We start from the raw sequence: 24,569 nt of genomic DNA, 5'->3' as shown, positions 1-24,569 counted from the left end.
TCGGCGTTCTTCAGTGCTCCTGAGCGCTCCTCAATGTTCTTTACTCGCGTGCAAATGCACTCTGCCGCTGGAGAGCAGCACGCGCTTGATCATCAATTGCGACATCTCCTCGGCCGAAATGGCTTTGGAGATGATGAATCCCTGTATTTCATCGCAGTCGAGGTTCGCGAGGATGCGCAGCTGTTCCCGGGTTTCCACGCCTTCCGCCACCACGCACATGTCCAGCGCGGTCGCCATCGACATGATGGCCTTGAACAGCAATTCGCCTTCCGAATCCTCCAGCAGCGCATTGGTGAAGGCGCGGTCGACTTTCAGCACATCCACGTCCAGCCGATGCAGTTGCGCCATCGATGAGTAACCGGTGCCGAAATCGTCGATCATGAGTTTGATGCCAAGATTACGCAAGGCTTCCAGTTCATTGGTGACGATGCGACTTTTCTCGATGACGGTCGATTCGGTCAGCTCGGCTTCCAGAAGGCGGGGCTCCACGTCATAGCGGCACATGCAGGATGCGATGAATGCGCTCAGGGCGCCGGCTTTAAGTTGTTGTGCCGAGACATTCACCGAGACCGGAACCAGTGGCAAGCTCTTGGCTTTCCACACCGCGATCTGGCGGCAGACCTTTTCGATGACCAGTTCGCCGATCTGCGTGATCAAGCCGATGTCTTCGGCCACATCGATGAATTCGGAAGGATAAATCAATCCATATTCCGGGCGTTCCCAGCGCACCAGCGCTTCCATGCTGGTCAGCTTGCCGGACTGCACGCCCACTCGCGGCTGAAAATGCACCACGAATTCATCTTTCTCGATTGCTGCGCGCAAGGCGTTTTCCTTGCTGAGGCGGAGAATCAGCGCATCCGACAAGTGCGCATGGTAAAACGCATACCGCCCTTTGCCGGCGGCCTTGGCGGCATACATGGCGATATCGGCATGCTTGAGCAAGGATTCGGCATCCTGGCCATCCTGCGGAAACAGGCTGATGCCGATGGAAGCGCTGACCTGGTTGCTGTTTCCCGACTCCAGCGCGAATGGCTGGCTGATGGTATGAATGATGGCCTTGGCGACCCGGATGACATCTTCCTCGATTTCATAATGATTGAGGATCACGACGAATTCATCGCCGCCAAGGCGCGCGACATGATCGCTGGCGCGCACCGCATCCTTCAGCCTCTGGGTCGCCTGAATCAATAATTCATCGCCGGCTTCATGGCCCAGGGTATCGTTGATATTCTTGAAGTTGTCGAGATCGATGAAAAAGATTGCCAGGCGACGGGTGCCATGGGAGGCTTGCTCGATCGCCTTGGGCAGATAGCCGTTGAGCCAGTGACGATTGGGCAGCTTGGTCAGCGTATCGTGATTTGCCAGGTGCGCCAGCGCTTCTTCCTGTTGCTTGGCGTCAGAAATATCCCGCACCGTAATGGCCAGGCCCGAGTTCGAGCGGACGACGCGGCGATACACCCAGCTTGCCCTGATCGGGCTGCCTTGCGCGATCCGGACTTCATCTTCCAGCAATCCCTTTTCCAGGCCCTGGCGGCATAAGTCCAGCATGTCTTCGCGAAAGTAGACATGCGCATTGTCGGACAGGCGCGTGCCGGTCAGCTGGTCGCGGCTGGTGCCGATCAATTCCGCCGCGCGGTTATTGCAATCCTCGATGATGAAGTCTTCCGGATAGCCTTGCCGGCTGATCACCGGACGCAGCATGTAAAAGCCTTCATTGGCGGCGTCGGTCGCCAGGCGATAGGTTTCCTCGATCTCGCTGGCCATGCGCCGGCGCTTGGCCACGCCTGCCGCGACATATGCCGCGACGATCGACAGCAGGATGATCACGATGCTGCTGAAAATTGCCACATCGCGGTAGTGTCGCTCTGTCGCATAATAGGGCGCCATCGCCGACTTGACGGCGACGCCCGACAAGGCGATGACCGGATATTTATCCAGCTTTTTCCAGGCGACGTAACGCGCTTCATTGTCGATGAATTTTTCCGCCGGCTCGAGCAAGAGGCCGGAATCGGCCGCGAATACCGGATTCTTGCGATAGAAGACTTTCACATCCCGCGAGTTGCCGACTTTGGTCGCCAGCAACGGACCCGTGGTTAAGCGGACCGAGACAAAATCCTTGTCGCCGACGCCCACATTCTCTTGAAAGGTAATCAGAAACGCCGGCTCGACTGCCACTGAAACTATTCCTGCGAAACTGCCATCCGGCTTGCTCAAGCGCCGCGTAAAGCGGATGACAGTCTTGCCCATGAGCTTGCTGCGCGTCGGCAGGGACACCACCAGGCCAGTGCAACAATTGGACGCATGCACCTGAAAGTCCGACCTGTCTTTGATGGATAGTTCCATGGTTTTCCAGCCGGACACGGTGCTGGTCACGGGTTTGCCTTCGACATCGAAGACCGAGGCGTATAGATAGTGGTCAGACGGAAATAAGCCAAGCTGCTTGTCGCGTTCCAGATCGACTTGTCTGGAAGGATCTTCGGAATTGTATTTAAGCCTTAGCGCGATCTGGTCAATCTGTTCCAGTGTCTGGCGAAGTTGTTGTGTATAAGATTCTGCGGATAAGGTTACCTGTGCGCGAATCTTGTTTTCGGTATCTTGCTTCATGCCATTCAACTGATGGCCGGTATAGCTCCACAATCCTTGCAGCAACAGCAGGCCAAGAATCGGCCAGATAGCAACAAATAGCGAGGGCCTGACTTGGGATAAAAAGTGCGTGGTGGTGTTACGCACGGCGCTTGAGTTATGTGGATTCATGCAAGTCCGTGGTGGAAAAAGCAAACGACTTGCGATGAGAGGTGATCCGGATAGCGAAGTTCCAAATTTCAATCGTTATTGAAGTCTGGAATCGATTTAGTTGTTATACCTCAAGTTATTCGGCGTTCTGCCGTTATGCCTGGTAGATAACTGAAGGAGCGTGCCATGGAAGTCAATGCGATAGCCAGTATGGCGACTGCGATGGAACAGACCAAGACCGCGCAAGAGGTCAGTGTTGCAGTCCTTAAAAAGGCGCTGGATTCGCAAGCCAGCACGGCCTCGGCGCTGCTGGACGCCTTGCCGCCCGTGACCGCCAACCTGCCGCCGCACCTTGGCCAGAATATCAATACCAAGGCGTAGCGCCACATCTTCTTGGCCATCATCAGGCAGCGCCGATCACGACATGAATTAATGCTGCAGCCGGGTTAAGAAGACCGCTCAAGCGCTGCGCTTCCAGCCCAATGCCATGGCGATGAGTGCGACGATTGCCGTGGCCGTTGCGGCTCGCGACAGGAAAACGAAATCGATGCGGATCGCGAAGCCGCGCGGCGTAGTGGCTTCGGTATAGGTGAGATACCACCATGTCAGCGCCGCCGCGCCGATGCAGATTTTTGCCCAGGTTTTATGGCGCGGCAAAAACAGCATCGCTGAAAGCACGAGCGCGACCAGGGCGCAGCGGTACGGGCGCCAGGCAAACCATTCCGCGAAAAATTGCATCACCGGAGCGCCTCCATTTTTTCAAGCCTGGCCTGTGGTATCGCGATGCCGGGAGCTTCTCGGTTTCATCCTCGCCGGCGCGCTGACGCGTTCAGGGCTTTTGTGCAGATGCCGCCTTGCGTTGCGTAATGCGTTGCATGATGCTCGGGTTCAGGTCTTCTGCCGATTGCCCCGCTTCCCGCACTGCCGCCTTGATGGCATCCGCCTCCATGCCGTCGGGCCTCGATGCCTCCGCCAGGCTCCATGTCCGCGCTGCCCGGCTGCCGCTGCGGCAATACATCAATACCGGCTTCGGCGCATCCTTGAGCGCATCGGCAAGCTGCTTGACCGCTTGTTCCGGAATGCCGCTTGGCGGAACCGGCACATAGTAAAACTGCAGATTGTTGGCGCGCGCCGCCGATGCCATGTCGCTGGAGGCAGGCTGCCCGCTCGCTTCGCCATCGGGGCGCAAATCGATCACCGTGGCAAAACCTCGTGCCTTCAGTTGCGCCAGCGATTCCTGGCTGATTTGCCCGGAAACGGCAATGTCTGGCGTCAGCCGCTTCATGGAAAGCGCGGAGGGGGCTGTCGACTCCGCATGGGCGGAAAAGCACAAGGCCAGGCTGATGCCTGCCGCAAGCGATAGCAGGGAGCGCCGACTTTTCTGAACTGGCTTCATGTGAAGGTCTTTCATCGTTTCAACCCCCAAGGTATGGGCGTGACAGTGGTGAACGGCATGGAGCTTCACATATTACTCCGTTCCCGGCGCAGGATTTTGTGCCGCGTCGGGAACGCCGAATCAGCGTCAGGCGAATCGGGCAGTCAGGCGAGCCTGCCAACGACTCAGGCGCTCGGGCGCTTGCGGTGGAATACCAGCGGGCTGTAGGGAATATTCGATGGCGGCGGCGAATGCAAAATGCCCGGCTTCATCGCGCCCACCACATGCATTTCGCACGGCTTGCAATCGAAGCGCAAGGTGTAGCGCTCATTGCCGGAAACCAGTGTCATCGGTTCGGCGCGCACCTGTCCCTGCACACCCTGCACACCCTTGGCTTGCTTGGGACAGAGATTGAAGGAAAAGCGCAGGCAATGCTTGGTGATCATGAGCGACACTTCGCCGGCTTCTTCGTGTGCTTCATAGGCCGCATCGATCAGTTGCACGCCATGTTTTTGATAGAAGGCGCGCGCCTTTTCATTGTAGACGTTGGCGAGATAACTCAGTTGCGTTTCCGGATAAGTGGCGCGCGGCTCGGCCGGCGCCTTGCGCGGCGGGCGCTGCCAGGCAGCCAGGCGCGCGGCTTCGTGCGCGGCAATGGCATCGCGGCGCAGCGCATTGATGGCGGAGGAAGGCACGAACCACGGCTGCGACAGCGACAGCTCCACGGCGTCGGCTTCGAACATCGTATTGCCCAGCTTGGCGAGGCTCGTGCGCAAGGAGGCTTCCGCTTGCGTTGCCTGCTGCGCCGGTTGCAGTTCCATCGTCGTCGTAGTCGAAGTGGTGATGCCATCCTCGTCGCATAAATTTAGGCACAAGCCGCCGGCCTGTTCCGATAAAGTCATGCGCAGCTTGACCTTGCGCTCGGCCGATTTCTTTTGCAGCGCGCCTTCCCATTGGTGATCGCGGTTGCGGTGAATGACCGTGCCGACTTTCAGGCCGGGCAGGCTGCCGAGGGTTTCATTAGGGAAGACGCGCCAGCGCTGGCCTTCCGTCTCATCCCCCAATTTTTCCGCGCGGTTGGCCTGGATGCCGACGGTTTCGCGCTTGTGCATGTAATTCAAGCCATCGCCATTGGCCATCGGCGCATTCGTCAGCAGGTCGAAGTAGTCATTGCCGATGCGGGTGACGGTGCCGAGTTCGACGCCGACGTACTTGGGCGAATCGAATGCGCCGATATCTTCCTTGCGTCCCTGGGCAAAGTAATCGGTGTGGCCACGATGAAAATTCTTGTCCACGTCCGGTGTAAACATCAGGCGCGTGTGGCCGCTGGAAGCACGCGACAATTCCGGGCGGCGTTCGAGGATGTCATCGAGCAGCTGGCGATAGTGGCCGGTGATGTTTTTCACATAGCCCATATCCTTGTAGCGACCTTCGATCTTGAACGAGCGTATGCCGGCATCGACCAAGGCTTCGAGGTTGCGGCTCTGGTCATTGTCCTTCATCGACAAGAGATGCTTTTCATACGCCACCACGCGGCCCTGGCCATCGGTAAGCGTATAGGGAAGGCGGCAAGCCTGCGAGCAATCGCCGCGGTTGGCGCTGCGACCGGTATCGGCATGCGAGATATAGCATTGTCCCGAGAATGCCACGCACAGCGCGCCATGGATGAAATACTCCAGCGGCGTATCGACTTCCGCGCGGATCTTGCGGATTTGTTCGAGCGTGAGTTCGCGCGCCAGCACCAGTTGCGAGAAGCCTGCCTGGCCGAGGAAGCGCGCCTTTTCCACCGTGCGGATATCGCACTGGGTGCTGGCGTGCAGCTGAATCGGCGGCAAGTCCATTTCCAGCAAGCCCATGTCCTGGATGATGAGCGCATCGACGCCAGCATCGTACAGTTGCCAGATTTGCTTGCGCGCGGCTTCCAGCTCGGCGTCATGCAGGATGGTGTTTAGCGTGATGAAAATGCGCGCGTGGTAGCGGTGCGCGAATTCCACCAGGCCGGCGATGTCTTCCAGCGAATTGCTGGCATTGTGCCGCGCGCCGAAGGCAGGCCCGCCGATATAGACAGCGTCGGCGCCATGCAGGATGGCTTCGCGGCCGATCTCGGCGGTCTTGGCGGGCGAGAGCAGTTCGAGCTGGTGAGAGAGCAAAGACATGGGGAAATCCAATCAGGCGAAGGCGGTCATTATAGCCAAAGCCGGACGCCTTCAGCGTGAAGCTAGCGCTTGGCGAAGCGCTATCGCCCGCTATCCTGCCAGCCATCTGCCGGCATTCTTGTTAGCCTGCTTGCCGACTCCCCGGGTAGCGCGACCGTTTTTGCCCGCGTGTATCAGCTTGGCTGTTTCAATGACGCCATATCGATGACAAAGCGATATTTCACATCGCTCTTCAGCATGCGCTCATACGCCTCGTTGATATCCTGGATACGGATCATTTCAATATCCGACACGATATTGTGCTGGCCGCAGAAATCCAGCATTTCCTGGGTTTCGGCAATGCCGCCGATGAGCGAACCCGCCAGGCGCCGCCGCTTCATGATGAGACTGAAGACTTGCGGCGAGGGATGGGGCGTGGCCGGCGCGCCGACCAGGGTCATGGTGCCATCGCGCTTGAGCAAGTCCAGGAAGGGGTCGAGCGAATGCGGCGCGGCCACCGTATTCAAAATGAAGTCGAAGGAATTGCGGTGCGCCTTCATCTCGCTGGCATTCTTCGATACCACGACATCATCGGCACCGAGCCGCTTGGCATCCTCGCGCTTGCCGGGCGAGGTGGTGAACAACACCACATGCGCGCCCATCGCATGCGCCAGCTTGATACCCATGTGGCCCAGGCCGCCGAGACCGACAATGCCGACTTTCTGGCCCGGGCTGACTTTCCATTGCCGCAGCGGCGAAAACGTCGTGATACCGGCGCATAACAAGGGCGCGGCCCCGGCCGGATCGAGGTTTGCCGGAATCTTCAGCACGAACTTGTCGCGCACGACGATATTGCTGGCATAGCCGCCGTACGTCATGCCGCCGGTGTGGCCTTCCTCGCCGTTATAGGTGCCGACGAAACCGTTTTCGCAATATTGCTCCAGGCCTTCGCCGCACGCGCTGCACTGCTGGCAGGAATCGACCATGCAACCCACGCCGACGAGGTCGCCTTCCTTGAAGCGCGTGACTTCGTTACCGACCTTGGTGACGCGCCCGACGATTTCATGTCCCGGCACGACCGGGTACACCGTATTGCCCCATTCATTGCGGGCGGTGTGCAAGTCCGAGTGGCAAACCCCGCAGTAGAGGATATCGATTTGCACATCGTTGGGTTTCGGGTCGCGGCGCTCGAAATCGATTTTGGCGAGCGGTTCGGTAGCGCTGGTGGCGCCATATCCGGTGGATGCAAGCATGGCGAGGCCTTTCAAATTGGACAAGACAATCAGACTAGGTGGACTGGCGCGCCCGAGTCAAGTTCCAGGCCGGCTAAGCCTAACCCCATTCTTCCGCAAAGGTGTCGCGAAATCCGCGCAGCCAGGCCAGCCTTTGCTCGCCGAGCCGGCGCCCGGCCTCGGTTTGCATGGTCGCCGGCAATGTGGCCAGCTTGCATTCGATATGGTCCAGCGCGTAAAGCCGGTCGTCCAGCGCGCGCTGCGTCGCCAGCGGATCGGAAGGATGGGCGAGGGCCGACCCCATTTTCCCGGCAGTATAAAAAAGCCGCGCCAGGCCGATGGCGCCCAGGGCATCCAGCCGGTCGGCATCCTGCACGATTTGCGCTTCGATGGTCAGGGCTGGAATCGCTGCGGAAAAACTGTGGGCTTCGATCGCATGTCGGACGGTGTCCAGTTTCTCCTGCGGAAAGCCGGATGCCGCCAATCTGGTGCAAGCCAGGTTCGCTGCCATCCGCGAAGCCTGCGCACGATCCGGATGATTTTTCGGCAAGTTGACCAGGTCATGCAAATAACAGGCCGCCAGCACCACCAGCGCATCCGCCTCGGGATGACTGGCCAACAAGGCTTGCGCGATTTGCCACACCCGGTGCAAATGGTTGACGTCATGGGCGGCATCGTCCTGGTTCTCTGATGATGCAACACTAATCAAGCGAGATTTCCATGTGGCGAGGAGTTCACTCATATCAGGCTAAATGGCAGGCAAATGCTACGGATTTGAAAAAAGCCGGCGGAGGTAAGGTACTATTTCGACTGACGCAATTGCGCAAGTTCTGCAATCCATGTGGCCGGCGCTGACTGCATTCAGACAGCAATATGACAATGGCCGACATTCTCCCACAGCTAAAGGATCCGGTTAGTCTTTGAACCGATAAGTCCCGCTTTACCCAAACATGTCATTTTTGAACAATTTAATTTTTTCGCTGATTGGCTGGAACGCATCTCATGCCTAGTGCCAAACAAGCGTTCCTCATCGGCGCCCTATTTTGTTTGCTGTCGTTTCTGGTGATACTGGCCTTGCAAACCAGGCGGGTGCGCGGCGTCAACCAGATTCTGGCGGCAACCGTGCTCGGCATTGGCGGCAACCTGCTTTATGCGTTCGGCCGCGAGTTGCCGCCCTTGATCGCCTATGAAATGGCCAATGGCGTCTACGCGGCGGCGTCCGCAACGCTGTTCGTCGCCTACCGCTATTTCTTTACGCGACGGCCTTTTTCGCTAGCCTTGACGATCGCGGTGCCGGCGCTCATGGCAGCGATCGCGTTTTTTCATTATGTCCATGACTCGTTCCTGGCGCGCAGCGTCATCGTCTCGCTATTCCAGATCGGCATAGCCGGCGGCATCGCGGTGACGCTGCTGCAGTCCCGCGCGCAATGGCACAAGCCGTATTACACTGAATGCTTCATCCTGACCATGTGCAGCCTGGTGAGCCTTGGCCACCTGGCCCGCATGGGCTGGATGCTGGTGGCGCCGCAACCGCCAGCCTCGCTGCTGCAGTCGGAGGACGGTAGTGTGATCCTCATGTCTGCCGCCGCGGTGGCATTGCCGGCCCTGGCATTCGGCGGCCTGCTGCTGGCGCATCGGCGCATCATTTCCATGGTCGAGTATGCCGCCAATCACGATTTCCTCACCGGCGCCCTGTCGCGAAAAGGATTTTTTGAAATCAGCGAGCGCGAACTGGCGCGTGCAGTAAGGCATCATCGTCCGCTGGCCCTCTTGCTGATCGACTTCGATAATTTCAAGCCGGTCAATGACACGTATGGTCACGACGCCGGTGACCGCACCCTGATGCTGTTTTCCCGGTTCGCGAAAGAGCAGTTGCGCGCCGTCGATTGCCTCGGGCGGATGGGTGGCGACGAGTTTGCCATTTTGCTACCGGAAACCGAGTTGCCGGGAGCCGTCGCGGTCGCCAATAAATTGAGCAAAAAGATCAAGGCAGGCATGACCGGCAAGGAACATGCGGGTCTGACAGTCAGTATTGGCGTTGCCGTCCGTGCCGATGGCGATAGCTTGCAAACCTTAATCAAGCGGGCTGACGAAGCCTTGTATGAGGCCAAAGACAATGGCCGGGACCGGGTGGCGTCGAATCCCCGGCTGCCTGCGGATGCCTGCCTCCATTCAGCCTGATCCGCCCAGCCGATTCGCCGCCATGCATGGCATCGCTTGCATGCAGTGAGAACCGGGACACACATAGCCTCTCTAATCTCTTTTCATTCAGAGATCACGCAGAGGATGGAGCATGAGGGCTGATTACGCATTGTCCCATTTATACGATGGTGAAATTTGCCGGGCGATTACTGCAGAGGGCGAGCGCAAGGTGCGCTGGGATAAAAAAGACTGGCACTTTTATTACGTGGATACGCCTGTGCCGCAGGTGTGCGATTTCGATGAAATTCGGGAATGGCGGATTGCAGCAATCAAGCAATTCACTTCCCAACATACGTGAGCCAGCGAGCGCAGATGGCTTGCCTTTCTTCAGACTCCGCTATCGGCAGGTGACGTTACCGATAGCGGAGTCTGAAGCTCAATATGAACGCGCTTTCCTGCGCGTGAGCATCTTGTAGCCCAGCCCCAGCACGGTGGCGGTGACGGCCACCTTCAAGGCCAGGCGGCCGGGCCGATGCTTCATCTCGGCTTTCCATCCCATTTCAGCGAAGATATTCGGGATATGGCCGCGCGAGAGGTCGTGAAGAATGCCTTCGACCACGTTGACGCGGTCGGCGAACAGCAGCATCAGCCAGTGGCGGATATCGTTTTCACTCAAGCCATACGCGACATCGCGGATCTTGCCGCTTACCCCGCTCGGCGGCGTGCTGGTGCCGAACACGGGCGTAATGCCGGGGCGCTCGATCGAATGGTAGACCTTCACCCTCAATGGCTGGTCTTCGATGTCATGCCAATGCAAACCTTCCAGGCGCGGTGGCTTGCGTTCCATCGGATACGCCGGTCGGTTCTTGTGATCGAGGTCCGCGCCCCATCCCTTGATGTGGGAGTAATCGGAAGCTGACTTGCGCTTAGCTTCCTGTTGCGCGTCCAGTCTGGTGCCGCTGTGGTCGCGCTGGGTGGTCATGCTGAATTGAGGTTCCATGTGTGGGCACTCCTTCCAATACGTTATCGATTCCGGCTTAGTGAATCATGTCGAAGCGCGGTGCCCGCGGCGGGACCAGGATCGGCTTGATGCAATTGTCGAGCTTGCTGGCGAAGATATGATAGGCATCCGACACTTCTTCCAGCGGCACGCGGTGGGTGATGATTTGCTTGGGATCGAGATGGCCGGCGCGGATATGCTCGAACAGGCGCGGCAGATGGCGTTTCACGCTGGCCTGGTTCATGCGCAGCGTCAGGCCCTTGTTCAAGGCATTGCCGATCGGGACCGCGTTGAAGGTCGGGCCATACACGCCGACGATGGAAACGGTGCCGCCCTTGCGCACCGAATTGATCGCCCAGTGCAAGGCAGTGGCCGAACCCGATTGCAGTTTCAGATAGCGGCCAGTGAGGCGCTGCATCGCATTGCCGGCCGCTTCGCAACCGACGGCATCGATACAGACATCCGCGCCCAGCCAGTCGGTGATCTTCTTGATATGCACGGCCATGTCATCGACTTCGAGGAAATTGATGACCTCGCACTGCGCATAGTTCTTCACGAATTCGAGGCGGTACTCGACATGGTCGACGACGATGACGCGGCCCGCGCCCAGCAGCCATGCCGACTTGGCCGCGAATATGCCAACCGGTCCCGCGCCGAAAATGACCACGGTGTCGCCTTCTTCGATATCGCCCATCTCGGCCGCCTGATAACCGGTCGGCAGCGCATCCGTCAGCAGCACGGCATCGTCGGGATGGATGTCATTCGGGATGACGGTCGCGCTGATATCGGCAAACGGCACGCGCACGAATTCCGCCTGCCCGCCATCGTAGCCGCCGGCGGTGTGCGAGTAACCGTAGATGCCGCCGACTGCGGTCGCTTCCGGATTGACGTTGTGACAGTTGCCGTAGAGTTCGCGCTGGCAGAAAAAGCACGAGCCGCAATAAATATTGAAAGGCACCAAGACATGATCGCCGACCTTGACGTTCTGCACGCCTGGCCCGACTTCTTCGATGACGCCGGTGAACTCATGCCCGAACGTCATGCCGACGCGGGTGTCCGGCACCAGGCCATGATACAAGTGGAGATCCGAGCCGCAAATGCAGGAACGGGATACGCGCACGATCGCATCGTTCGGATGCTCGATGACCGGATCGGATTTTTGCTCGGCGCGTACCCGGTAAGGACCTCTGTAATTCATGGCAAGCATGGCACCTCCTTGAAAAATTGACGTGGTGGCCCGGCTAAGTGAACAGCGCAACAGGACGCTTCCTGCGCGACACGTGAGTGTGCGGCAAGAGACAAAGCGGGTTGCCAACAGGCTGGCTTATTTGATAAGACTGGGCGTTCCTGGAAAGTTTCGCCAGGTGCGACAATTTTCAGGCCGGGTGCCGTGCCTGAATTTATTCGAGTGAATTAATTCGTCGTGATATGTGGCAGTTATTCTTCGGCGGAAGAATATTCGGCTGCCGCCTTGGCTGCCCACAGGGCTTGATTGTAGGTCGGGTAGGGCTCGTCATAGCTTTCCACGCTGCCATCTTCGCCGACAAAGTGGATCCACCAGCCATCATGTTCCGCGACCAGCGCAATGTCGTCGGGAGCGCACGTGGCGGCGATGGTGTCGCCGTCTTCCAGGGTGACGATATTGGTTCTTCTATGCTTGATCGTGGTTGCCATTGTTTTCCTGAGAATCGATGAATTCACGCAGTGCGTAGTCGTATTAGATGGCGAAACTGCAGAGGATTCCCGATAGTAGGCGGATTTATGCCAATGTGGAGAGCTTTGGGAGCTGATTCATTGGCTTTTTGTCCTCCAAAACAGAAAGCCCCGCAAGTGCGGGGCTTTCTATTCTGGCGGAGAGGGGGGGATTCGAATATACCAAATCCCCTTATTTCATGCGGGTTCCACAGAAATGCTGGCAAAAAGCTGTCATTTCATCGCCCGCCGCTGCCGGTGCCTGGAAGCCCCCGTTTCGGGATTCGAACTGCCGATTAGAAGTCCGCCGAGGCTCAGAACAGCCCGGCCGGATCGCCTGGCTTGTCCCAGCTGTAGATGATGACCTCCATCCGGTCGACCGTCTTGGCACCGCCGCCGACCGTGTACTGGATCGGCGCTGTCTCGATGTAGAAGCCGTCGAAGACCCGCCGGATGTCCGGATGGTCGTTCAGGCTCACGATCGCCTTGCCCTTCAGGTTTCGCAGGATGTCGGCCATCTTTTCGTACTGGTCCAGCTCGAACTCCACCCCGTAGCCCTCCGTTTCCCAATACGGCGGATCCAGATAGAAAAAGGTGTGCGGCCGGTCATACCGCTCCATGCACTTGGCCCAGTCCATGTTCTCGATATACGCCCCGGAAAGCCGTAAGTGAGCAGCGGACAGTGTTTCCTCGAGGCGCAGCAGGTTGACGGCCGGCGCCGTCGTCGCGGTGCCCCACGTCTGGCCAGAGACTTTGCCGCCGAACGCCTGCTGCTGGAGGTAGAAGAAGCGCGCGGCGCGTTGAATATCGGTCAATGTTTCCGGCGGCGTATCCTGCAGCCACTTGAACACATCCCGGCTGGAAAGCGCCCATTTGAACTGCCGGACGAATTCCTCGAGGTGATTCTTGACGACCCGGTACAGGTTGACCAGCTCGCCGTTGATGTCGTTGATGACCTCGACCTCGGCCGGCGGCCGCATGAAGTACAGCGCCGCGCCGCCGGCGAACACTTCGACGTAGCAGGAGTGCGGCGGGAACTGTGGAATTAACTTATCGGCAAGACGGCGCTTGCCACCGATCCAAGGAATGATTGGTGTTGCCATGGTGAACTCTTTCTTCTGTGCTAGACTTTGCGCGCCTCCCGGGAGGTGGCAGAGCCTTGCTCGGTTCACTGGCTTGCTCAGTGGATTGAGGCCTGTTCGGTTGTTGACGCAACCGGGCAGGCGCTCTGTCTTTGAATTATTAGGCTGGCGGCGATCGTCGCCAGCTTCCCTTCTGAGTGAATTACGACCCTGACAACCTCGAAATCGTGTCGTCTTTGGTCTTGCTCGAGCGCGTGGTGCCGAATTCGAACGAGAAGATTTGCTCGACCCAGCCCAAGGCACGGCCGCAGATCAGCGTGATGGTGCCCTTTGCATAGTCGTCCAGATCGCTCATCCAGACCACGACCATCAGGCAGACGATGACCAGCAGGATCGCCATGCCGGCGAGAACATTGGCGCGGTAGTTCCGGTTGCCGGCGGCAGCCATCTTGATATCGCGATCGCGGGCACTCTGGACGTCCGCAAGGAACATGCGGTCGTATTCGAGTTCGTTGGCCATGACAGCCTTGCGGAACTCGATCGCCAGCGCTGGATCTGCCTGGATAGCAGCCAGCGCGGCGTCCGGGGTATCGCGGCCGGTGACCGCCTTGGCCACGTCGATTACCTTGCCGGCGACCTCTTCAGCCTTGTCGCTGCCGGTTGCCCACTTGATGACGGCCGGCGCAAATTGCGCGAGGCCCATGAGAATGGTCACTGGATCCATCTTTACATCTCCACACGGTTGGTTTGCCATCCGAACATGAATCGTTCGTCTTTGGGTCGGCTCTCTGCCAGCTCGAGGTACCGCACCGACTGCTGGGCATTGAGCATTTTCAGAAGGGTGTTCTCGCCAGTCACGCCGCGCGCCTTGAGATACGTTTCCAAGGCATACAGCGTCATCTTCCCGATCGCGCCGTCGACGGTCAGGTCCGGAAAAATGGTGGCGCCATTGTTCAGCACATTCAGCGCGCGCTGCAGGAACTTGCCGGCGACGGTTTGCCCCATGTTGACGCCGGTGTCGAACAGCTCGTAAGCGATCGGCGCGGAAAGCCTGCCGACCTGATCGAATTTCGGTTGCGTCCAGTACCGCGCACGATAGATTTCCTTGGCCTGCGCTTTCGTCATGTCCTTCATGGCGCCGGCATAGCCAAAAGCCCGCGCCACGGCGGCAGTGATGCCCCAGATCGTCTCTCCCCCTGAATCAGCCGGGTCGTTGACGTAGCCGCCCTCGACGCCGACCAGTTCATCCAGTTTTTCTTCAAATTTCATAGTGGATGCCTTCTATAGTAGTTTTGCCTGCGCATCGGCTGCCTCGCACCGTTCCAGCCTGGAGATCAGCAGCGCCCGCTCCCGCATCAGTTCGGTACGCTCTTTCAAGTACTCGTTGCGCTCCTCATGCAACCGGACCAGCTCATGCTCCATGTCGGTCATTCTTCCGACCAGCCGCTCCACCTCGGAACGAAGGGTCGTAATAATTTGCTGCACCGACGTGTCGATCTGCTGTTCCTGCTTGTCGTTCCGACTGTCTTTTTTGAATGTCCGGATGAGGGTATAGAAGCCCAAGCCAGCACTCGCCAAACCTACAACCCATGTCGCTGGATTACTCCAGTCAAAATCTGCCGGTGCTGGCATTGCCGCCCCTATAAAGAAAAACCCGCCGAAGCGGGTCGTTTTGGTTCTTTTGATTGTTTTGATCGCGCCGTACTACCAGCCAGCGGCGGCCCACCCTGAACCCATTTACTGCCCGGCAGCAGCTCCACGATGCGCGCGAACCCGTTCGGGTTGAAGCGCCACGCCTCTGACAGCCCTGCAGCGTGACCGACGGCCTCGTTGCAGAACCAGCGCTTTCTCGACTCGACGATTGGAACCGAGGTGGACAGCAGCCCGATCACGTCATACCGGTCACGCTTGTGCCTGGCGAACCAGTCAAGCACCCGCAAACCGTCGATCGCGGGCACATCGATGATGTCCCAGTGCTCTGGAATAAGCTCGATCATCTTGGTGCGCACACCGCCATCCATGAAGGACGAGGATCCGCACAGGACCGGACCGTCAAGACCGCGAAAACCATCGAAGACAGCCTCGCAGTGCGAGTACGGCCCGCGCGTCCACCAGCTGACGAACCGATTGAAGAGGCGCTCCCGCCCCTTGTAGAAGGCGATTTTCATGGCGATTTATTCCAATGTAATGACCGGGTTGATCGCTGCGATTTCCTCTGGCGATGTGGCAGCTCTGAATTGGTCCTCATATTTCTGCCGCAAACCAACAAGTCGTTGCGCCGCTGATGCAAAAGACGTGATCTTGGCAAGGGTTCGCGTCAAATACTCGACCCGATCGATACCCCGCAACACGGCAAGCCCATCGATGTAGGGCGTCGGCGCAGCTGAATCCGCCTGCCATGCGACCGCCTCTCGGCGCTGATCTTCCCAAGTTAATTTCTCAAAATCGGGATAACTTGCTGTCAGATGGTCGGCAATCGCCTGACACCGCTCATTTAACGAACGGATTGCCTGCATGCGCATCTGCTCCAATGCCGGAGGGGCAGGATCCTCGCCAATGCTATCCGGCAGCAATGGCGGATCCTGGTACTGCCATGCACCATTAACGAAGGCACGCAGCTTGCCTGCGACAAATGCAGGCGGAGGCTCTTGTACACAGCCATCTGGAACCAGGAAAACACCCTCCTCCAACGGGGAGCGGTCTGCGACGGTTTCACCAATAAAGATGCCATTCGGATCAAGTTGAAAGACTGTAATAAATTCCATATTGGCACCTTAATATTTAATGCACGCTAACAGCGCAATATTGCGCGGACGGGTTTCTGCTGCGGTTCTTGGAGTGCCGTTCACACCGTCAGTGGCGGGGTTGCCTGTACTTGGGTTATTGATGATCCCTGTGTACTGTGTTCCACCAGCCCCAGCGGGGGTATCCGTTGCACTAGCAGCCGTCGCGTTGGCCCATCCAGGGTGTACGTGCCCCTGCATAGCATCAGTCTGTGCGCTACCAAAAACACGCCCACTATCAACGCCTGCTCCATCAGACCATCCCCGAATAAATTCCCCTCGCAGGTCCGGCAGCTTGAATGTTGTTACACCATCACCGGCACCGAATGTCGTGCTGATTGCCGCAAACAGCGCCGCATAAGTCGTGCGAGACACCAAAGCACCGTTCGCTTTCAGATAGCCAGCAGGAGCCGAGGACATCGCAAAATAAGCCACTTTCCCCGGTGCGCTGCCATTTGCAGCAATCAGCGAAAGAATCGCATTGACGACTTGGCTCCGCGAGCTGCCGTCCGCAGCACCGCCTGCCGCTTCAACAATCGCACACAACTCTTCCTGCACGTGATCAAAGAACTGTGCCTCCAGATCAGTGGCAGAGATCGCATTTACCGGATCACCGTCGCGGAAACCATGCTTGCCTGCGCCGAACTTGTCGACCTGCTTGGTCGCCGTAGAAATTCGTCTCATTGCTTAAACTCCATAGGAAATGTAAAGAATCGTATGTGCCGGCTTATGCTGGGACAGCACACACATCAGGCCCGGATCACCCCACCGTGCAAGCGGCGCGTCGCAGGAACTATTGCAAGTCATGACCTTCACGTTCACAGTTAGAGGGACGTTGACTCGCCACGCGTAGCACCACCCACCCTGATTGATCGCCGCGTCGCACTTACTGTTGACTGTCATGCGGCGATATTCGGTGATCGTGCAGCCCGGGTAGCCGAGCGCCTCAAGCAGGCCGATAAAAAATGCCTTGGATTGCCCGCCTTGCCATGCAACTTTTTGATGCAGTCGCAGCCTTCGCTCATCACCGGTCGGCGTGTCGGACATACACCCGTCAGGCAGACCGAAATTCCGCTCCCAGTCGACCAACAACTCCCGGGTCTGCCGCGGATCGATCTCGCCCATCACGTCGGCAGCACGGCGGTCTACCCGCACCAGACTGTCCGACAATGCGCCCAATACTTTTGCAATCACTGTGTCAAGGTCACGCGGCCAGATCGGCCCCTCCGGTAGCAGCTGCAGCAGCAGGCGCTGATAGTCCTCCCTTGTCAGCTCCATACAATGCCCCCGAAGGTCGCGATCTGGCCTACTGCATTCACAACGTTCGCCGCTGGCGCAATCAGGACGTGATCTTCTTCACCGACCGCAATGCTGATCGCCTCACGAATGTGACTGACCAGCAGGGTCTTCCCGGGCGCCGCCTCGCGCTTGATCAGATCGCGCAGTTCAGATTCGACCGCAGCCTTTACCGCAGCCGATCCCGGCGTCAGCTGAATCTGGAAGTTGATCGGAGAGGCAACCGGCGCCACGACCGTCAGCGCTGATGTAACCGGCCGCAATGCATCGATATAGGACTGAACGGCTGCAACCTCGCCGGCGTCAGGAATCAAGCTCACATCGCCGTCACGAACGAAGCGAACCGTCACCGTTCCCGGCCCCAACTCCAGCGGATAGACCCATGCCCGTGTGACACCGGGAACCTCAAGCGCCCATTGTTCATAGTCGGTCATGGATCCGCCGTCCGGTGGCGACTGGACACGCTTCAGCAGCCTGGCTCGCAGAGCCGCGTCCGTTTCGACGTCAGAGCCGTTTACCAGCCCGCCGGCAGCAACCGTTGCAGCACTGGCCAGCCCGGGAACGGGGGACACCAGCGTCATGGCCGAGCCGGCCGCCGTATTCGATAGCACCCCAGCAACCGCCGCCTGGACATTCACTGCAGCCGTGGCGCCAGCAAGAACCACCTCCACCGTGCTTGCAAACTGCTGGCCGTCGGTCCGCACGAAAAGCGTCCCGGCTGGTACGACAGTGCCGATAGCGCCGGACACGGTGACGTCACCGGACGCAGGTTCAGCGGGGCGCCGCGTGACGCTCCAGATCGACGCATGGCGGTCCAGCACCTCGGCGTCCGCTGTGTCCGGCAGCAACTGCCGGCTTTGCCAGTCCAGATAGCCATACAACCCGTCGACGGCACCGGCAACGATGTGGGCCAGTACGTTCAGATTGCCAAAGGCAAGGCGCGCATCGGCGCCGGGAATGCGCTCGATGTCGGCATACGCCGCGTCGCGCAAGTCAATAAGTTCCGGTCTTGTAAATGGCATGTCAGCTCTTCACTAATTGCAGGTTTGACCACGCGAAATCAAACTGGAATTTCATCGTGGGCTTGTTGTCTCGCATGAAAATGCACTGCAGGCCGAGCACGCCCGGCGCCGTGATTTCAGCGACCACCTCGACGCTGCTGCAGACCCCGTCCTCAACCAGCCACGCGAGCGCCTCTTCGGCATATTCCTTCGCGCGCAGGACCACGACGCGAGTCTGCTTTTCCCGCTGCAGCAGCCACAGGCGCGAGCCCATTTCGCGGCGGGTAATCGCATCGATCCAGCAGCCTTTCCGTCGCATGGACGGATCCGGCAGCACGTCATCCGGACGCGCCCGACGCCACGTAAAAAGCGAAATCAACGCAGCTGTTTTGAGGTCATGCGCGCCCGACAGCAGGCCTCCGGAAGCAAGCCGCCAGTCGCCGCGCGCATTGACCGGATCCCAGAAAGTTTCGATGTCCATTACATTCCCTGATTCGGTGTATTGACGGTGCCACCCTGTGGGTCGTTATGCGTATGGGCGTTATAAGTCCCTCGCATGCCTGCCATGGATTTCGTGCCGCCCGCATCCTTGATGTCACGCCCGGCAATGATGTCGCGCCCGACCTGCAAGTCCTGCGGCACATGCACCACCGGGGCATTGACGATCGTCACATCCTTGCCGGCGCCGTCGATCACGATGCCCGTTCGGGTGAGGTGAACCTTCTGCCCCTGATCGTCGTAGATCGCCACTTCGCCCGACTCGAGTGCCTTGAGCCGGAAACGGCGGTCCTCGACGGCAATCAGCAGTCCATGGTCGCGGTTGCCGCCAACGAAAACGATCACTCCTTCAGCGCCTGGCTTCGGCACGCTGGTGAAGCCGTATTCCTGAATCCGCTCGACGTCGTCATGGATCTCTTCGGCCAGCAGCTGGGCTTGCACCAGCTGCACCGCCTTGCCATCGCCGATCGCCTTCAGGATGCAGCGGCCGACCATCAGCGCCGCCTTGTTACGCGCACCGGCCGTCAGCTTGTCGATTGCATCAAACATCAGACCCTCTCAAATTTTCCTGTCGTGTCGGCAGCGCCTTTTTTCGGCTGCGGGATCTCGGGAAGCTGGTCGAACGCCTTCGGGCTGGTCAGCTCGATTTCCGCCGTCGTACCACCTTCGTCGAGCTTGAAATTGACGGCGGCGATCAGCCACTCTTCGTCAATCCTGCTCAGTCGATCAATCACCCGGACCATGCTGTTGATGCGCCAGATATCATCGCTTTTTGGATCCGGGTACCAGCCCTGCACCGTAGCAACGTACTTGCGGGACTTGGCCTCCCGGTTGCCGACCTCCCACTCCGCCCGTTGCCGGATCCGCGCGGCGTCAGCCTGCGACTCGCAGACCACGATCAGCGGCCGGTACCGGGCAATCTGGCTGCTGCCGGTCTTTACGTCGCCACCGGCGCGCTTGACGGTCGTCTTGCTGGAAATGACCGACTCGAATTTGCCGACATCGTCGACGTCCTGCGCACTTGACTGCCCCTTGACCGTGATCTCGGAAAACAGGTTTGCATGCGAGACATCGAGATTTGCCGACAGCACGTTTTTGCCGAACTCGAGCGGCACTTCCACCCGGCCAGCACGGCCGGCACGCGTCAGCAGCAGCCCGCCCTCATGATCGGAAACCAGCAGCAGCCCCTCATTGCGCGCGAGCTTTTCCAGCGTCCGGAAGACCGTCTCGCCGTTCTGGCAAGCACACTTCGGCAGGCTGCCCTCGACCCGCTTCGATTTCGGCGGCGTCCCCTGCTTGCCAATCTTCTTCTGCTGGACCGTCAGCTTCTTCTCGCTGGTGGTTTCGTCGTAGACCTTGACGCTGAAGGGGGCGCACAGCTTGTCGGCAATTTGCTTGAACGTCAGCCCGGAAAATGCCTGGCTGGGCGCCGAGCAGTCGACCAAGTCGCCGGTTCGGTCCCGGCCCTTGATCTGAATCCGGTGATCGTTTGCGTCATAGGTGACGCTGACCGAATCGACGTAGCCATTGACGACCACGTGCGCGCCGATCCTGACCTCGCAAAACTCGCCCGGCGGGATCGCCCACTCGGTTTGCTGGTTTGGCCAGCGCTCGGTCAGGCTGATGTCGAATGTGCCGGCGATCTGCTCAATGCCATGCCGGACCAGCACACTGGTCCAGCCGCCGTAGATGCGCCCGCCGACGTGCAGCGTGAGCTTGTTTCTTTGTTCCATCATTCCGCCGCGAGTTGAAGTGGTACACCGGCTGGCACGAAGCCTGGGTGCCGGACTGCATTGCGCCGGACGATATCGCTGGCCCGCAAGTCGCCATAGAGCGAATACGACAAGGCGAGCGCCGGCTGCGGCTCAAGCAGCTGCAGGGCATAGGTTCGCGGCAGCGCTGCACTCTGCCTGGACAGATTGATCAGCGCCGCCGTGCGTACGGCCTTGAGCGACGTCGCCACAGCTGCCGATGGACGCGGCGCACCGACTGCATAGTCATGCTCGTCAAAGGCTCGCAGGATTTCCGACCGGGCGGACTGCACGTCGTTGCCCGTCGATAGCTCGGCGTTCGATACCAAGCCCGCCTGCTGCACCAGTGCGGCGCGTTTGACCAGCGTGGTTACTGCGGACTGCTGCCGCTGCACCACACCCCGTACAGAGGCATTCTGGACGCTCCCGGCGCCGAGGCTCGTCGGCACATAGGGCTGGTCCAGAATATCGACTACACGCGCCAGAGAACGCACCAGACTGATGATTTCGGATGCAAGCGAGCCTGGCAGGCCGAGCAGATCGCCGATCTTTGACTTGAAACCGTTTGCAGCAGAGATAATTTGCCGGAAATCGTCCAGCATCAAGAAATCGGTAATTGACGACTGGATGTCGCCAACACCCCAGCTGGGCAGGCCGTCGATCGAGAATTGCTGCTTGAAGTCTTCGGCGATGGCATCGTAGGCAACGTCCTGCACCTGTACCAGCTCGGCAGCGGAATCAATGCCGACAGACGGCTGGGCCTGCTCGCCAGCCTCGACGAAATTCAGGGTGAACTTAGCCATGCCGCCGAACTCGGTCGACTCGGTCAGCTCGCACTCGGTCACCGTCACCAGCCTGGTACCGTGATAGCGGTGCACCAGCTGGCCAGCGCCTTCTTCTTCGATCGCTGCCAGCAGCTGGTCGCGGCCGGACATGTATTCCGGTCCGATGATGTATGCTTCCACCTTGTATTCGCGGGCGCGGCGCCCCATGTCTTCCAGATACGGGACATCGCGCTGCGGGTACTCATGCCGCGCGAGGCGGCGGCCGGCTGTCAGGCTGGTCGACATCACCTCGAACGGGACGCCGCGAAACGACGCGGGCTGTAATTGATCACGCCAAGTCATAGGGAGGACCACATGGAAAAAGAAGAACAGTTGAAAATGCAAAAAGCAATGGCCCGGGCATCAGACCGAGCCCAATTGATCAAGAGCGGCGACGCCCTCGGCCCGGTTATTGCCGGCGGCCTGGTGTGGTTTTTGTCGACTGAATTCCCGAACACAATCCGCCAGTGGAGCGCCGAGGCATGGGTCATCTGGCTGATTCTCACGGCCGGCATCGTGCTGGGCGTTCGCAAGATGGCCGACCGTGAACTCGAAAAAACCGATTAGGCCCCGCCCACCCCGTACAGCCCGGCGCTGACATCGATCGGCACCGCGCTGTTGTTGCTGGACAGCTGCGTCACTTTGGCCGGCGCCCCTGTCAGTTCAATCTTGATACGACCGCCGACTTCGGTTTTCCCGCCGCCAGCGAGCAGCTGTGCAGCCGTCTGGCCACGTCCAAACTGCTCGGGCGCGCTGGAAGCCGGTGAAGAGCCGGCGGCGCCCGCCGACTTTTTGCCGGCGATCTCTTCGGCTCGCTTGGAGGCGAAATCGAGCTGCGACATGTTCTTGACGATGTCCAGATCCCGGATCAGCGGAATGCTTTTGATGATGCCGATGATGCCGTTGCCCAGTGCCTGCCACGACTCTAGATAGAGCTGGATCAGTCCATCGAAGAAATTCACCTCGAAGACGGCCTTGATCCTGCTCCATACGCCGCTGAAGTACTCGACGATGCTGCCCCAGTTTTTGTAGATCAGATAGACGCCGGCGGCGATCGCTGCAATGACGAGAACAAACGGGTTCGCCAGTGCCGCGGCACCCAGCGCCTTCATGCCTGCGATTACCAGCGGCAGTGCGACGGAGCCGATCGAGAACAGCGCCGCGATCGTTGGCGCAAACACCACGCCCAGCACCGCTACTACCTTGGTGGTGGTACTGGTATTGTCGTTAAACCACTTGAAAACTGACGCGACACCAGACACCACGCTGCCGACGTTGTCAAAAAACTCCATCACCTTTTTTTCGTCGAAGGAATTGACGAATCGATCCATCCAGTCGACCAGCTTCGGGATCAGCTCGAGCAGCCCGGCCTCGCGCTTGTCGAGGAACGCCTGCAGCTTCGGCGCAGCGACCGCCGCCATCTTCTGTGCAGCACGTCCGATCAGCCCGGTGATGCGGGTCATGCTGTCGGCAGCGTTGCCAGCATCCTCGAAGTCCTTCTCGGTCAGCAGCGCCGCCTTGGCCTGCCGCTTGTATTCCTCGAATTTCTCCACGCCCTGACTCAAGCCCTCGGCCATCTTGACCGAACTCTTACCGGCGAGCGCCTGGAGCACTTTCAGCTTGGCGCCCGACTTGTCGCTCTGGCTGAAAACGTCCATCATTTTCATCAGCACATCGGTGGGCGTCTTCTTCTTCAGATCATCCATCGAAATGCCGGTTGCTGCGAACGCCGCCTGTGCTTCCTTGTTGCCAGCAACGGCCGAGCTGATATTGCCGGTCAGCTTCAGCATGGCGGCAGACGAATCTTCTGCCGATACGCCGAACTGCCCGAGGTAATCCCGCAGCGCGCTGATTTCCACCAGCTGCTTGCCCTTGATGCCGGCATTGGCCATCGAGTCGCCAAAGTCGTCGACGGCATTGACCGCTGTCGAAAAGACGCCGGCGATCGCGCCGGCCGCCACGGTGCCGTATCCGGCGATGGCCTGCAGGTTGCCGCCGATCTTGGACAGCGCGCCGCTTACCTTTTCCATGCCAGCGGTCTCTCCCAGCCGCTCCCACGCTTTCCCGATATTGCTTTTGTTGCCGAGCGCATCCATGCGATCAGCAATCCGGTTGATCACCGCACTGGCTTTATCCAGTGCGGTGATGACGATTTCGGCACGGTTTGTCATGTTGAATCCTTGTTTCAGGAGGACGATGATGCCTTCTTCATCGCCTCGTATTTTTCCTTGGCGATGTCCGCCCAAAAGTCCAGATCCGCCGTGTCGAGATTCCAGATCACATCAGGAGTCCAGCGGAAAGCCCAAGCGATCAGCTTGACTGCTTCCCGCCACGGCCAGTTTCCAAAAAAGGCAGAACGACCTCCATGATTTCGTTCACATCACCGCCATCCAGAAGGTCCGCTTCATCATGAGTGAGGCCACAGGTTGCCTGCACAACCTGAAGCGTGAGGTCGAAAGGCTTGCGGCCAGTGACTTCGATGTTCCTCATTTCACGACCTACCGGACGACGCAAGTTCAGCACCTCGAGCGTAGTGCCATCCTTGAGCTTGATCGGGTAAGCAAGCCGGAATGGAATGACTTCACCGGTCTGCTGGCGAACGACGTTCGCTGCATTGTTAGCTGTCGTTTCCATTTAGACGGGCTCCGCTTTCGATCCGAAGAACTTGGCAGGAGTCTTCTCGGCTTCGTGCTTCAGGGGTTCAGTCACTGCCGCATTGCGCACGACGTATGCCTGGCCGCTATCGGTCTCGAACATGATGGTCATGTCGGTTGCGTTGTTGATTTCCATGATGTCGACATCGCCGCTCATTGCGATTTCGCATTCGATTTCCGCGTGCTGCGGCTTTTCGGTGTAGCCGGTCACACCGCCATCGATTGCCATCGGGGTGCGCACTACGCCGCCCGGGCTGAGTTTGCCGCTGCCGGGCACGGTACCGACGCGGCGGCCGTTCAGGCTGATATACGCCGTGCCGGTGAATTTCTTGTCTGCCATGGTGCTTTCCTTGTGAAGAACGGGCCAGCGC

29 protein-coding genes are annotated in these 24,569 nt (G+C 59.0%); 4 read left to right on the top strand and 25 right to left on the bottom strand.

The window, feature by feature from the left end; translation table 11 throughout:
• Positions 1–30: 30 nt before the first annotated feature.
• Positions 31–2,754, bottom strand: coding sequence for a bifunctional diguanylate cyclase/phosphodiesterase (locus EDC30_RS08805; RefSeq protein WP_132258450.1), 2,724 nt, complete (start codon positions 2,752–2,754; stop codon positions 31–33).
• Between the two features lie 165 nt (positions 2,755–2,919).
• Here EDC30_RS08805 and EDC30_RS08800 point away from each other — a divergent pair, with 165 nt between their 5' ends.
• On the top strand, positions 2,920–3,114 hold the full coding sequence (locus EDC30_RS08800) for a YjfB family protein (protein WP_132258449.1): 195 nt from the start codon (positions 2,920–2,922) through the stop codon (positions 3,112–3,114).
• 78 nt (positions 3,115–3,192) lie between these two features.
• Here EDC30_RS08800 and EDC30_RS08795 read toward each other — a convergent pair whose 3' ends face one another.
• From EDC30_RS08795 to EDC30_RS08775, 5 genes are all read right to left on the bottom strand, one after another.
• Complete coding sequence (locus EDC30_RS08795) at positions 3,193–3,474, bottom strand: hypothetical protein (protein ID WP_132258448.1); 282 nt, start codon at positions 3,472–3,474, stop codon at positions 3,193–3,195.
• A gap of 88 nt (positions 3,475–3,562) precedes the next feature.
• Positions 3,563–4,129 carry a protein tyrosine phosphatase family protein gene (locus tag EDC30_RS08790; protein ID WP_165973773.1) on the bottom strand — a complete coding sequence of 189 codons (567 nt, stop codon included), beginning with the start codon at positions 4,127–4,129 and terminating at the stop codon, positions 3,563–3,565.
• Positions 4,130–4,293: 164 nt separating this feature from the next.
• Positions 4,294–6,264: a peptidase U32 family protein gene (locus EDC30_RS08785; protein WP_132258446.1), complete on the bottom strand. Its 1,971-nt coding sequence runs from the start codon at positions 6,262–6,264 to the stop codon at positions 4,294–4,296.
• A 173-nt stretch (positions 6,265–6,437) separates the two neighbouring features.
• Complete coding sequence (locus tag EDC30_RS08780) at positions 6,438–7,496, bottom strand: NAD(P)-dependent alcohol dehydrogenase (protein ID WP_132258445.1); 1,059 nt, start codon at positions 7,494–7,496, stop codon at positions 6,438–6,440.
• A gap of 79 nt (positions 7,497–7,575) precedes the next feature.
• Positions 7,576–8,217 (bottom strand): HD domain-containing protein, encoded by a 642-nt coding sequence (locus tag EDC30_RS08775; RefSeq protein ID WP_132258444.1) that lies wholly within the window; start codon positions 8,215–8,217, stop codon positions 7,576–7,578.
• A gap of 260 nt (positions 8,218–8,477) precedes the next feature.
• Between EDC30_RS08775 and EDC30_RS08770 the strand changes: the two genes are divergently transcribed.
• Together EDC30_RS08770 and EDC30_RS08765 are read left to right on the top strand one after the other, a co-directional pair.
• The gene (locus tag EDC30_RS08770) at positions 8,478–9,656 is read left to right on the top strand and encodes a GGDEF domain-containing protein (RefSeq protein WP_132258443.1); all 1,179 of its coding nucleotides are present in this window, start codon (positions 8,478–8,480) and stop codon (positions 9,654–9,656) included.
• A 112-nt stretch (positions 9,657–9,768) separates the two neighbouring features.
• Positions 9,769–9,975: a hypothetical protein gene (locus tag EDC30_RS08765; RefSeq protein ID WP_132258442.1), complete on the top strand. Its 207-nt coding sequence runs from the start codon at positions 9,769–9,771 to the stop codon at positions 9,973–9,975.
• Positions 9,976–10,053: 78 nt separating this feature from the next.
• On the opposite strand, the gene EDC30_RS08760 is transcribed toward EDC30_RS08765, so the two are convergent.
• The 16 genes from EDC30_RS08760 to EDC30_RS08685 all read right to left on the bottom strand — a co-directional run bounded on the left by EDC30_RS08760 (position 10,054) and on the right by EDC30_RS08685 (position 21,847).
• Positions 10,054–10,617, bottom strand: a complete 564-nt coding sequence (locus EDC30_RS08760) for a hypothetical protein (protein ID WP_207907243.1) — start codon at positions 10,615–10,617, stop codon at positions 10,054–10,056.
• Positions 10,618–10,654: 37 nt separating this feature from the next.
• A complete protein-coding gene (locus tag EDC30_RS08755) occupies positions 10,655–11,824 on the bottom strand; it encodes a zinc-dependent alcohol dehydrogenase (RefSeq protein WP_132258441.1) in 1,170 nt (389 codons plus the stop codon).
• Between the two features lie 230 nt (positions 11,825–12,054).
• Positions 12,055–12,291 (bottom strand): hypothetical protein, encoded by a 237-nt coding sequence (locus tag EDC30_RS08750; RefSeq protein WP_132258440.1) that lies wholly within the window; start codon positions 12,289–12,291, stop codon positions 12,055–12,057.
• A 332-nt stretch (positions 12,292–12,623) separates the two neighbouring features.
• Positions 12,624–13,412: a DNA adenine methylase gene (locus tag EDC30_RS08745; protein WP_132258439.1), complete on the bottom strand. Its 789-nt coding sequence runs from the start codon at positions 13,410–13,412 to the stop codon at positions 12,624–12,626.
• A gap of 181 nt (positions 13,413–13,593) precedes the next feature.
• Entirely contained in the window at positions 13,594–14,115 is a 522-nt protein-coding gene (locus tag EDC30_RS08740) for a hypothetical protein (protein WP_132258438.1), read from the bottom strand.
• A gap of 2 nt (positions 14,116–14,117) precedes the next feature.
• On the bottom strand, positions 14,118–14,660 hold the full coding sequence (locus EDC30_RS08735; protein ID WP_132258437.1) for a glycoside hydrolase family 108 protein: 543 nt from the start codon (positions 14,658–14,660) through the stop codon (positions 14,118–14,120).
• 12 nt (positions 14,661–14,672) lie between these two features.
• Entirely contained in the window at positions 14,673–15,023 is a 351-nt protein-coding gene (locus EDC30_RS08730; protein ID WP_132258436.1) for a hypothetical protein, read from the bottom strand.
• Positions 15,024–15,031: 8 nt separating this feature from the next.
• A complete protein-coding gene (locus EDC30_RS08725; protein ID WP_132258435.1) occupies positions 15,032–15,559 on the bottom strand; it encodes a hypothetical protein in 528 nt (175 codons plus the stop codon).
• Between the two features lie 6 nt (positions 15,560–15,565).
• Entirely contained in the window at positions 15,566–16,156 is a 591-nt protein-coding gene (locus tag EDC30_RS08720) for a hypothetical protein (protein ID WP_132258434.1), read from the bottom strand.
• Positions 16,157–16,165: 9 nt separating this feature from the next.
• The gene (locus EDC30_RS08715) at positions 16,166–16,858 is read right to left on the bottom strand and encodes a tail fiber protein (RefSeq protein ID WP_132258433.1); all 693 of its coding nucleotides are present in this window, start codon (positions 16,856–16,858) and stop codon (positions 16,166–16,168) included.
• A gap of 3 nt (positions 16,859–16,861) precedes the next feature.
• A complete protein-coding gene (locus EDC30_RS08710) occupies positions 16,862–17,452 on the bottom strand; it encodes a YmfQ family protein (RefSeq protein ID WP_132258432.1) in 591 nt (196 codons plus the stop codon).
• The gene (locus tag EDC30_RS08705; RefSeq protein WP_132258431.1) at positions 17,443–18,492 is read right to left on the bottom strand and encodes a baseplate J/gp47 family protein; all 1,050 of its coding nucleotides are present in this window, start codon (positions 18,490–18,492) and stop codon (positions 17,443–17,445) included. The genes EDC30_RS08710 and EDC30_RS08705 overlap by 10 nt, the downstream gene beginning before the upstream one ends.
• 1 nt (position 18,493) lies before the next feature.
• Positions 18,494–18,952 (bottom strand): phage GP46 family protein, encoded by a 459-nt coding sequence (locus EDC30_RS08700; RefSeq protein WP_132258430.1) that lies wholly within the window; start codon positions 18,950–18,952, stop codon positions 18,494–18,496.
• On the bottom strand, positions 18,952–19,518 hold the full coding sequence (locus EDC30_RS08695) for a phage baseplate assembly protein V (protein ID WP_132258429.1): 567 nt from the start codon (positions 19,516–19,518) through the stop codon (positions 18,952–18,954). The genes EDC30_RS08700 and EDC30_RS08695 overlap by 1 nt, the downstream gene beginning before the upstream one ends.
• Complete coding sequence (locus EDC30_RS08690) at positions 19,518–20,705, bottom strand: phage baseplate assembly protein (protein WP_132258428.1); 1,188 nt, start codon at positions 20,703–20,705, stop codon at positions 19,518–19,520. Before EDC30_RS08690 ends, EDC30_RS08695 begins: the two co-directional genes overlap by 1 nt.
• Entirely contained in the window at positions 20,702–21,847 is a 1,146-nt protein-coding gene (locus EDC30_RS08685) for a DNA circularization protein (RefSeq protein ID WP_132258427.1), read from the bottom strand. The genes EDC30_RS08690 and EDC30_RS08685 overlap by 4 nt, the downstream gene beginning before the upstream one ends.
• A 12-nt stretch (positions 21,848–21,859) precedes the next feature.
• On the opposite strand from EDC30_RS08685, the gene EDC30_RS08680 reads away from it, so the two are divergent.
• Positions 21,860–22,111 carry a hypothetical protein gene (locus EDC30_RS08680; protein WP_132258426.1) on the top strand — a complete coding sequence of 84 codons (252 nt, stop codon included), beginning with the start codon at positions 21,860–21,862 and terminating at the stop codon, positions 22,109–22,111.
• Here EDC30_RS08680 and EDC30_RS08675 read toward each other — a convergent pair.
• The 3 genes from EDC30_RS08675 to EDC30_RS08665 all read right to left on the bottom strand — a co-directional run bounded on the left by EDC30_RS08675 (position 22,108) and on the right by EDC30_RS08665 (position 24,538).
• Positions 22,108–23,715: a phage tail tape measure protein gene (locus EDC30_RS08675; protein WP_132258425.1), complete on the bottom strand. Its 1,608-nt coding sequence runs from the start codon at positions 23,713–23,715 to the stop codon at positions 22,108–22,110. The two genes, EDC30_RS08680 and EDC30_RS08675, sit on opposite strands and share 4 nt — an antisense overlap.
• 139 nt (positions 23,716–23,854) lie before the next feature.
• On the bottom strand, positions 23,855–24,178 hold the full coding sequence (locus tag EDC30_RS08670) for a phage tail assembly protein (protein WP_132258424.1): 324 nt from the start codon (positions 24,176–24,178) through the stop codon (positions 23,855–23,857).
• Positions 24,179–24,538: a phage tail tube protein gene (locus EDC30_RS08665; protein WP_132258423.1), complete on the bottom strand. Its 360-nt coding sequence runs from the start codon at positions 24,536–24,538 to the stop codon at positions 24,179–24,181.
• Positions 24,539–24,569 lie beyond the last annotated feature (31 nt).

The sequence above is a fragment of the Paucimonas lemoignei genome (assembly GCF_004342585.1).
In the GTDB taxonomy this organism is placed as follows: domain Bacteria; phylum Pseudomonadota; class Gammaproteobacteria; order Burkholderiales; family Burkholderiaceae_D; genus Paucimonas; species Paucimonas lemoignei.
The sequence above is the reverse complement of the archived record's forward strand: the minus strand, read 5'-3'. Positions and strand labels throughout refer to the sequence as shown.

Bases quoted from the DNA above. Each gene is read 5' to 3' on its own strand.
- EDC30_RS08805 (WP_132258450.1), bottom strand. From the start codon at position 2,754: ATGAATCCACATAACTCAAGCGCCGTGCGTAACACCACCACGCACTTT.
- EDC30_RS08800 (WP_132258449.1), top strand. From the start codon at position 2,920: ATGGAAGTCAATGCGATAGCCAGTATGGCGACTGCGATGGAACAGACC.
- EDC30_RS08790 (WP_165973773.1), bottom strand. From the start codon at position 4,129: ATGAAGCCAGTTCAGAAAAGTCGGCGCTCCCTGCTATCGCTTGCGGCA.
- EDC30_RS08785 (WP_132258446.1), bottom strand. From the start codon at position 6,264: ATGTCTTTGCTCTCTCACCAGCTCGAACTGCTCTCGCCCGCCAAGACC.
- EDC30_RS08780 (WP_132258445.1), bottom strand. From the start codon at position 7,496: ATGCTTGCATCCACCGGATATGGCGCCACCAGCGCTACCGAACCGCTC.
- EDC30_RS08775 (WP_132258444.1), bottom strand. From the start codon at position 8,217: ATGAGTGAACTCCTCGCCACATGGAAATCTCGCTTGATTAGTGTTGCA.
- EDC30_RS08770 (WP_132258443.1), top strand. From the start codon at position 8,478: ATGCCTAGTGCCAAACAAGCGTTCCTCATCGGCGCCCTATTTTGTTTG.
- EDC30_RS08765 (WP_132258442.1), top strand. From the start codon at position 9,769: ATGAGGGCTGATTACGCATTGTCCCATTTATACGATGGTGAAATTTGC.
- EDC30_RS08760 (WP_207907243.1), bottom strand. From the start codon at position 10,617: ATGGAACCTCAATTCAGCATGACCACCCAGCGCGACCACAGCGGCACC.
- EDC30_RS08755 (WP_132258441.1), bottom strand. From the start codon at position 11,824: ATGCTTGCCATGAATTACAGAGGTCCTTACCGGGTACGCGCCGAGCAA.
- EDC30_RS08750 (WP_132258440.1), bottom strand. From the start codon at position 12,291: ATGGCAACCACGATCAAGCATAGAAGAACCAATATCGTCACCCTGGAA.
- EDC30_RS08745 (WP_132258439.1), bottom strand. From the start codon at position 13,412: ATGGCAACACCAATCATTCCTTGGATCGGTGGCAAGCGCCGTCTTGCC.
- EDC30_RS08740 (WP_132258438.1), bottom strand. From the start codon at position 14,115: ATGGATCCAGTGACCATTCTCATGGGCCTCGCGCAATTTGCGCCGGCC.
- EDC30_RS08735 (WP_132258437.1), bottom strand. From the start codon at position 14,660: ATGAAATTTGAAGAAAAACTGGATGAACTGGTCGGCGTCGAGGGCGGC.
- EDC30_RS08730 (WP_132258436.1), bottom strand. From the start codon at position 15,023: ATGCCAGCACCGGCAGATTTTGACTGGAGTAATCCAGCGACATGGGTT.
- EDC30_RS08725 (WP_132258435.1), bottom strand. From the start codon at position 15,559: ATGAAAATCGCCTTCTACAAGGGGCGGGAGCGCCTCTTCAATCGGTTC.
- EDC30_RS08720 (WP_132258434.1), bottom strand. From the start codon at position 16,156: ATGGAATTTATTACAGTCTTTCAACTTGATCCGAATGGCATCTTTATT.
- EDC30_RS08715 (WP_132258433.1), bottom strand. From the start codon at position 16,858: ATGAGACGAATTTCTACGGCGACCAAGCAGGTCGACAAGTTCGGCGCA.
- EDC30_RS08710 (WP_132258432.1), bottom strand. From the start codon at position 17,452: ATGGAGCTGACAAGGGAGGACTATCAGCGCCTGCTGCTGCAGCTGCTA.
- EDC30_RS08705 (WP_132258431.1), bottom strand. From the start codon at position 18,492: ATGCCATTTACAAGACCGGAACTTATTGACTTGCGCGACGCGGCGTAT.
- EDC30_RS08700 (WP_132258430.1), bottom strand. From the start codon at position 18,952: ATGGACATCGAAACTTTCTGGGATCCGGTCAATGCGCGCGGCGACTGG.
- EDC30_RS08695 (WP_132258429.1), bottom strand. From the start codon at position 19,518: ATGTTTGATGCAATCGACAAGCTGACGGCCGGTGCGCGTAACAAGGCG.
- EDC30_RS08690 (WP_132258428.1), bottom strand. From the start codon at position 20,705: ATGATGGAACAAAGAAACAAGCTCACGCTGCACGTCGGCGGGCGCATC.
- EDC30_RS08685 (WP_132258427.1), bottom strand. From the start codon at position 21,847: ATGACTTGGCGTGATCAATTACAGCCCGCGTCGTTTCGCGGCGTCCCG.
- EDC30_RS08680 (WP_132258426.1), top strand. From the start codon at position 21,860: ATGGAAAAAGAAGAACAGTTGAAAATGCAAAAAGCAATGGCCCGGGCA.
- EDC30_RS08675 (WP_132258425.1), bottom strand. From the start codon at position 23,715: ATGACAAACCGTGCCGAAATCGTCATCACCGCACTGGATAAAGCCAGT.
- EDC30_RS08670 (WP_132258424.1), bottom strand. From the start codon at position 24,178: ATGGAAACGACAGCTAACAATGCAGCGAACGTCGTTCGCCAGCAGACC.
- EDC30_RS08665 (WP_132258423.1), bottom strand. From the start codon at position 24,538: ATGGCAGACAAGAAATTCACCGGCACGGCGTATATCAGCCTGAACGGC.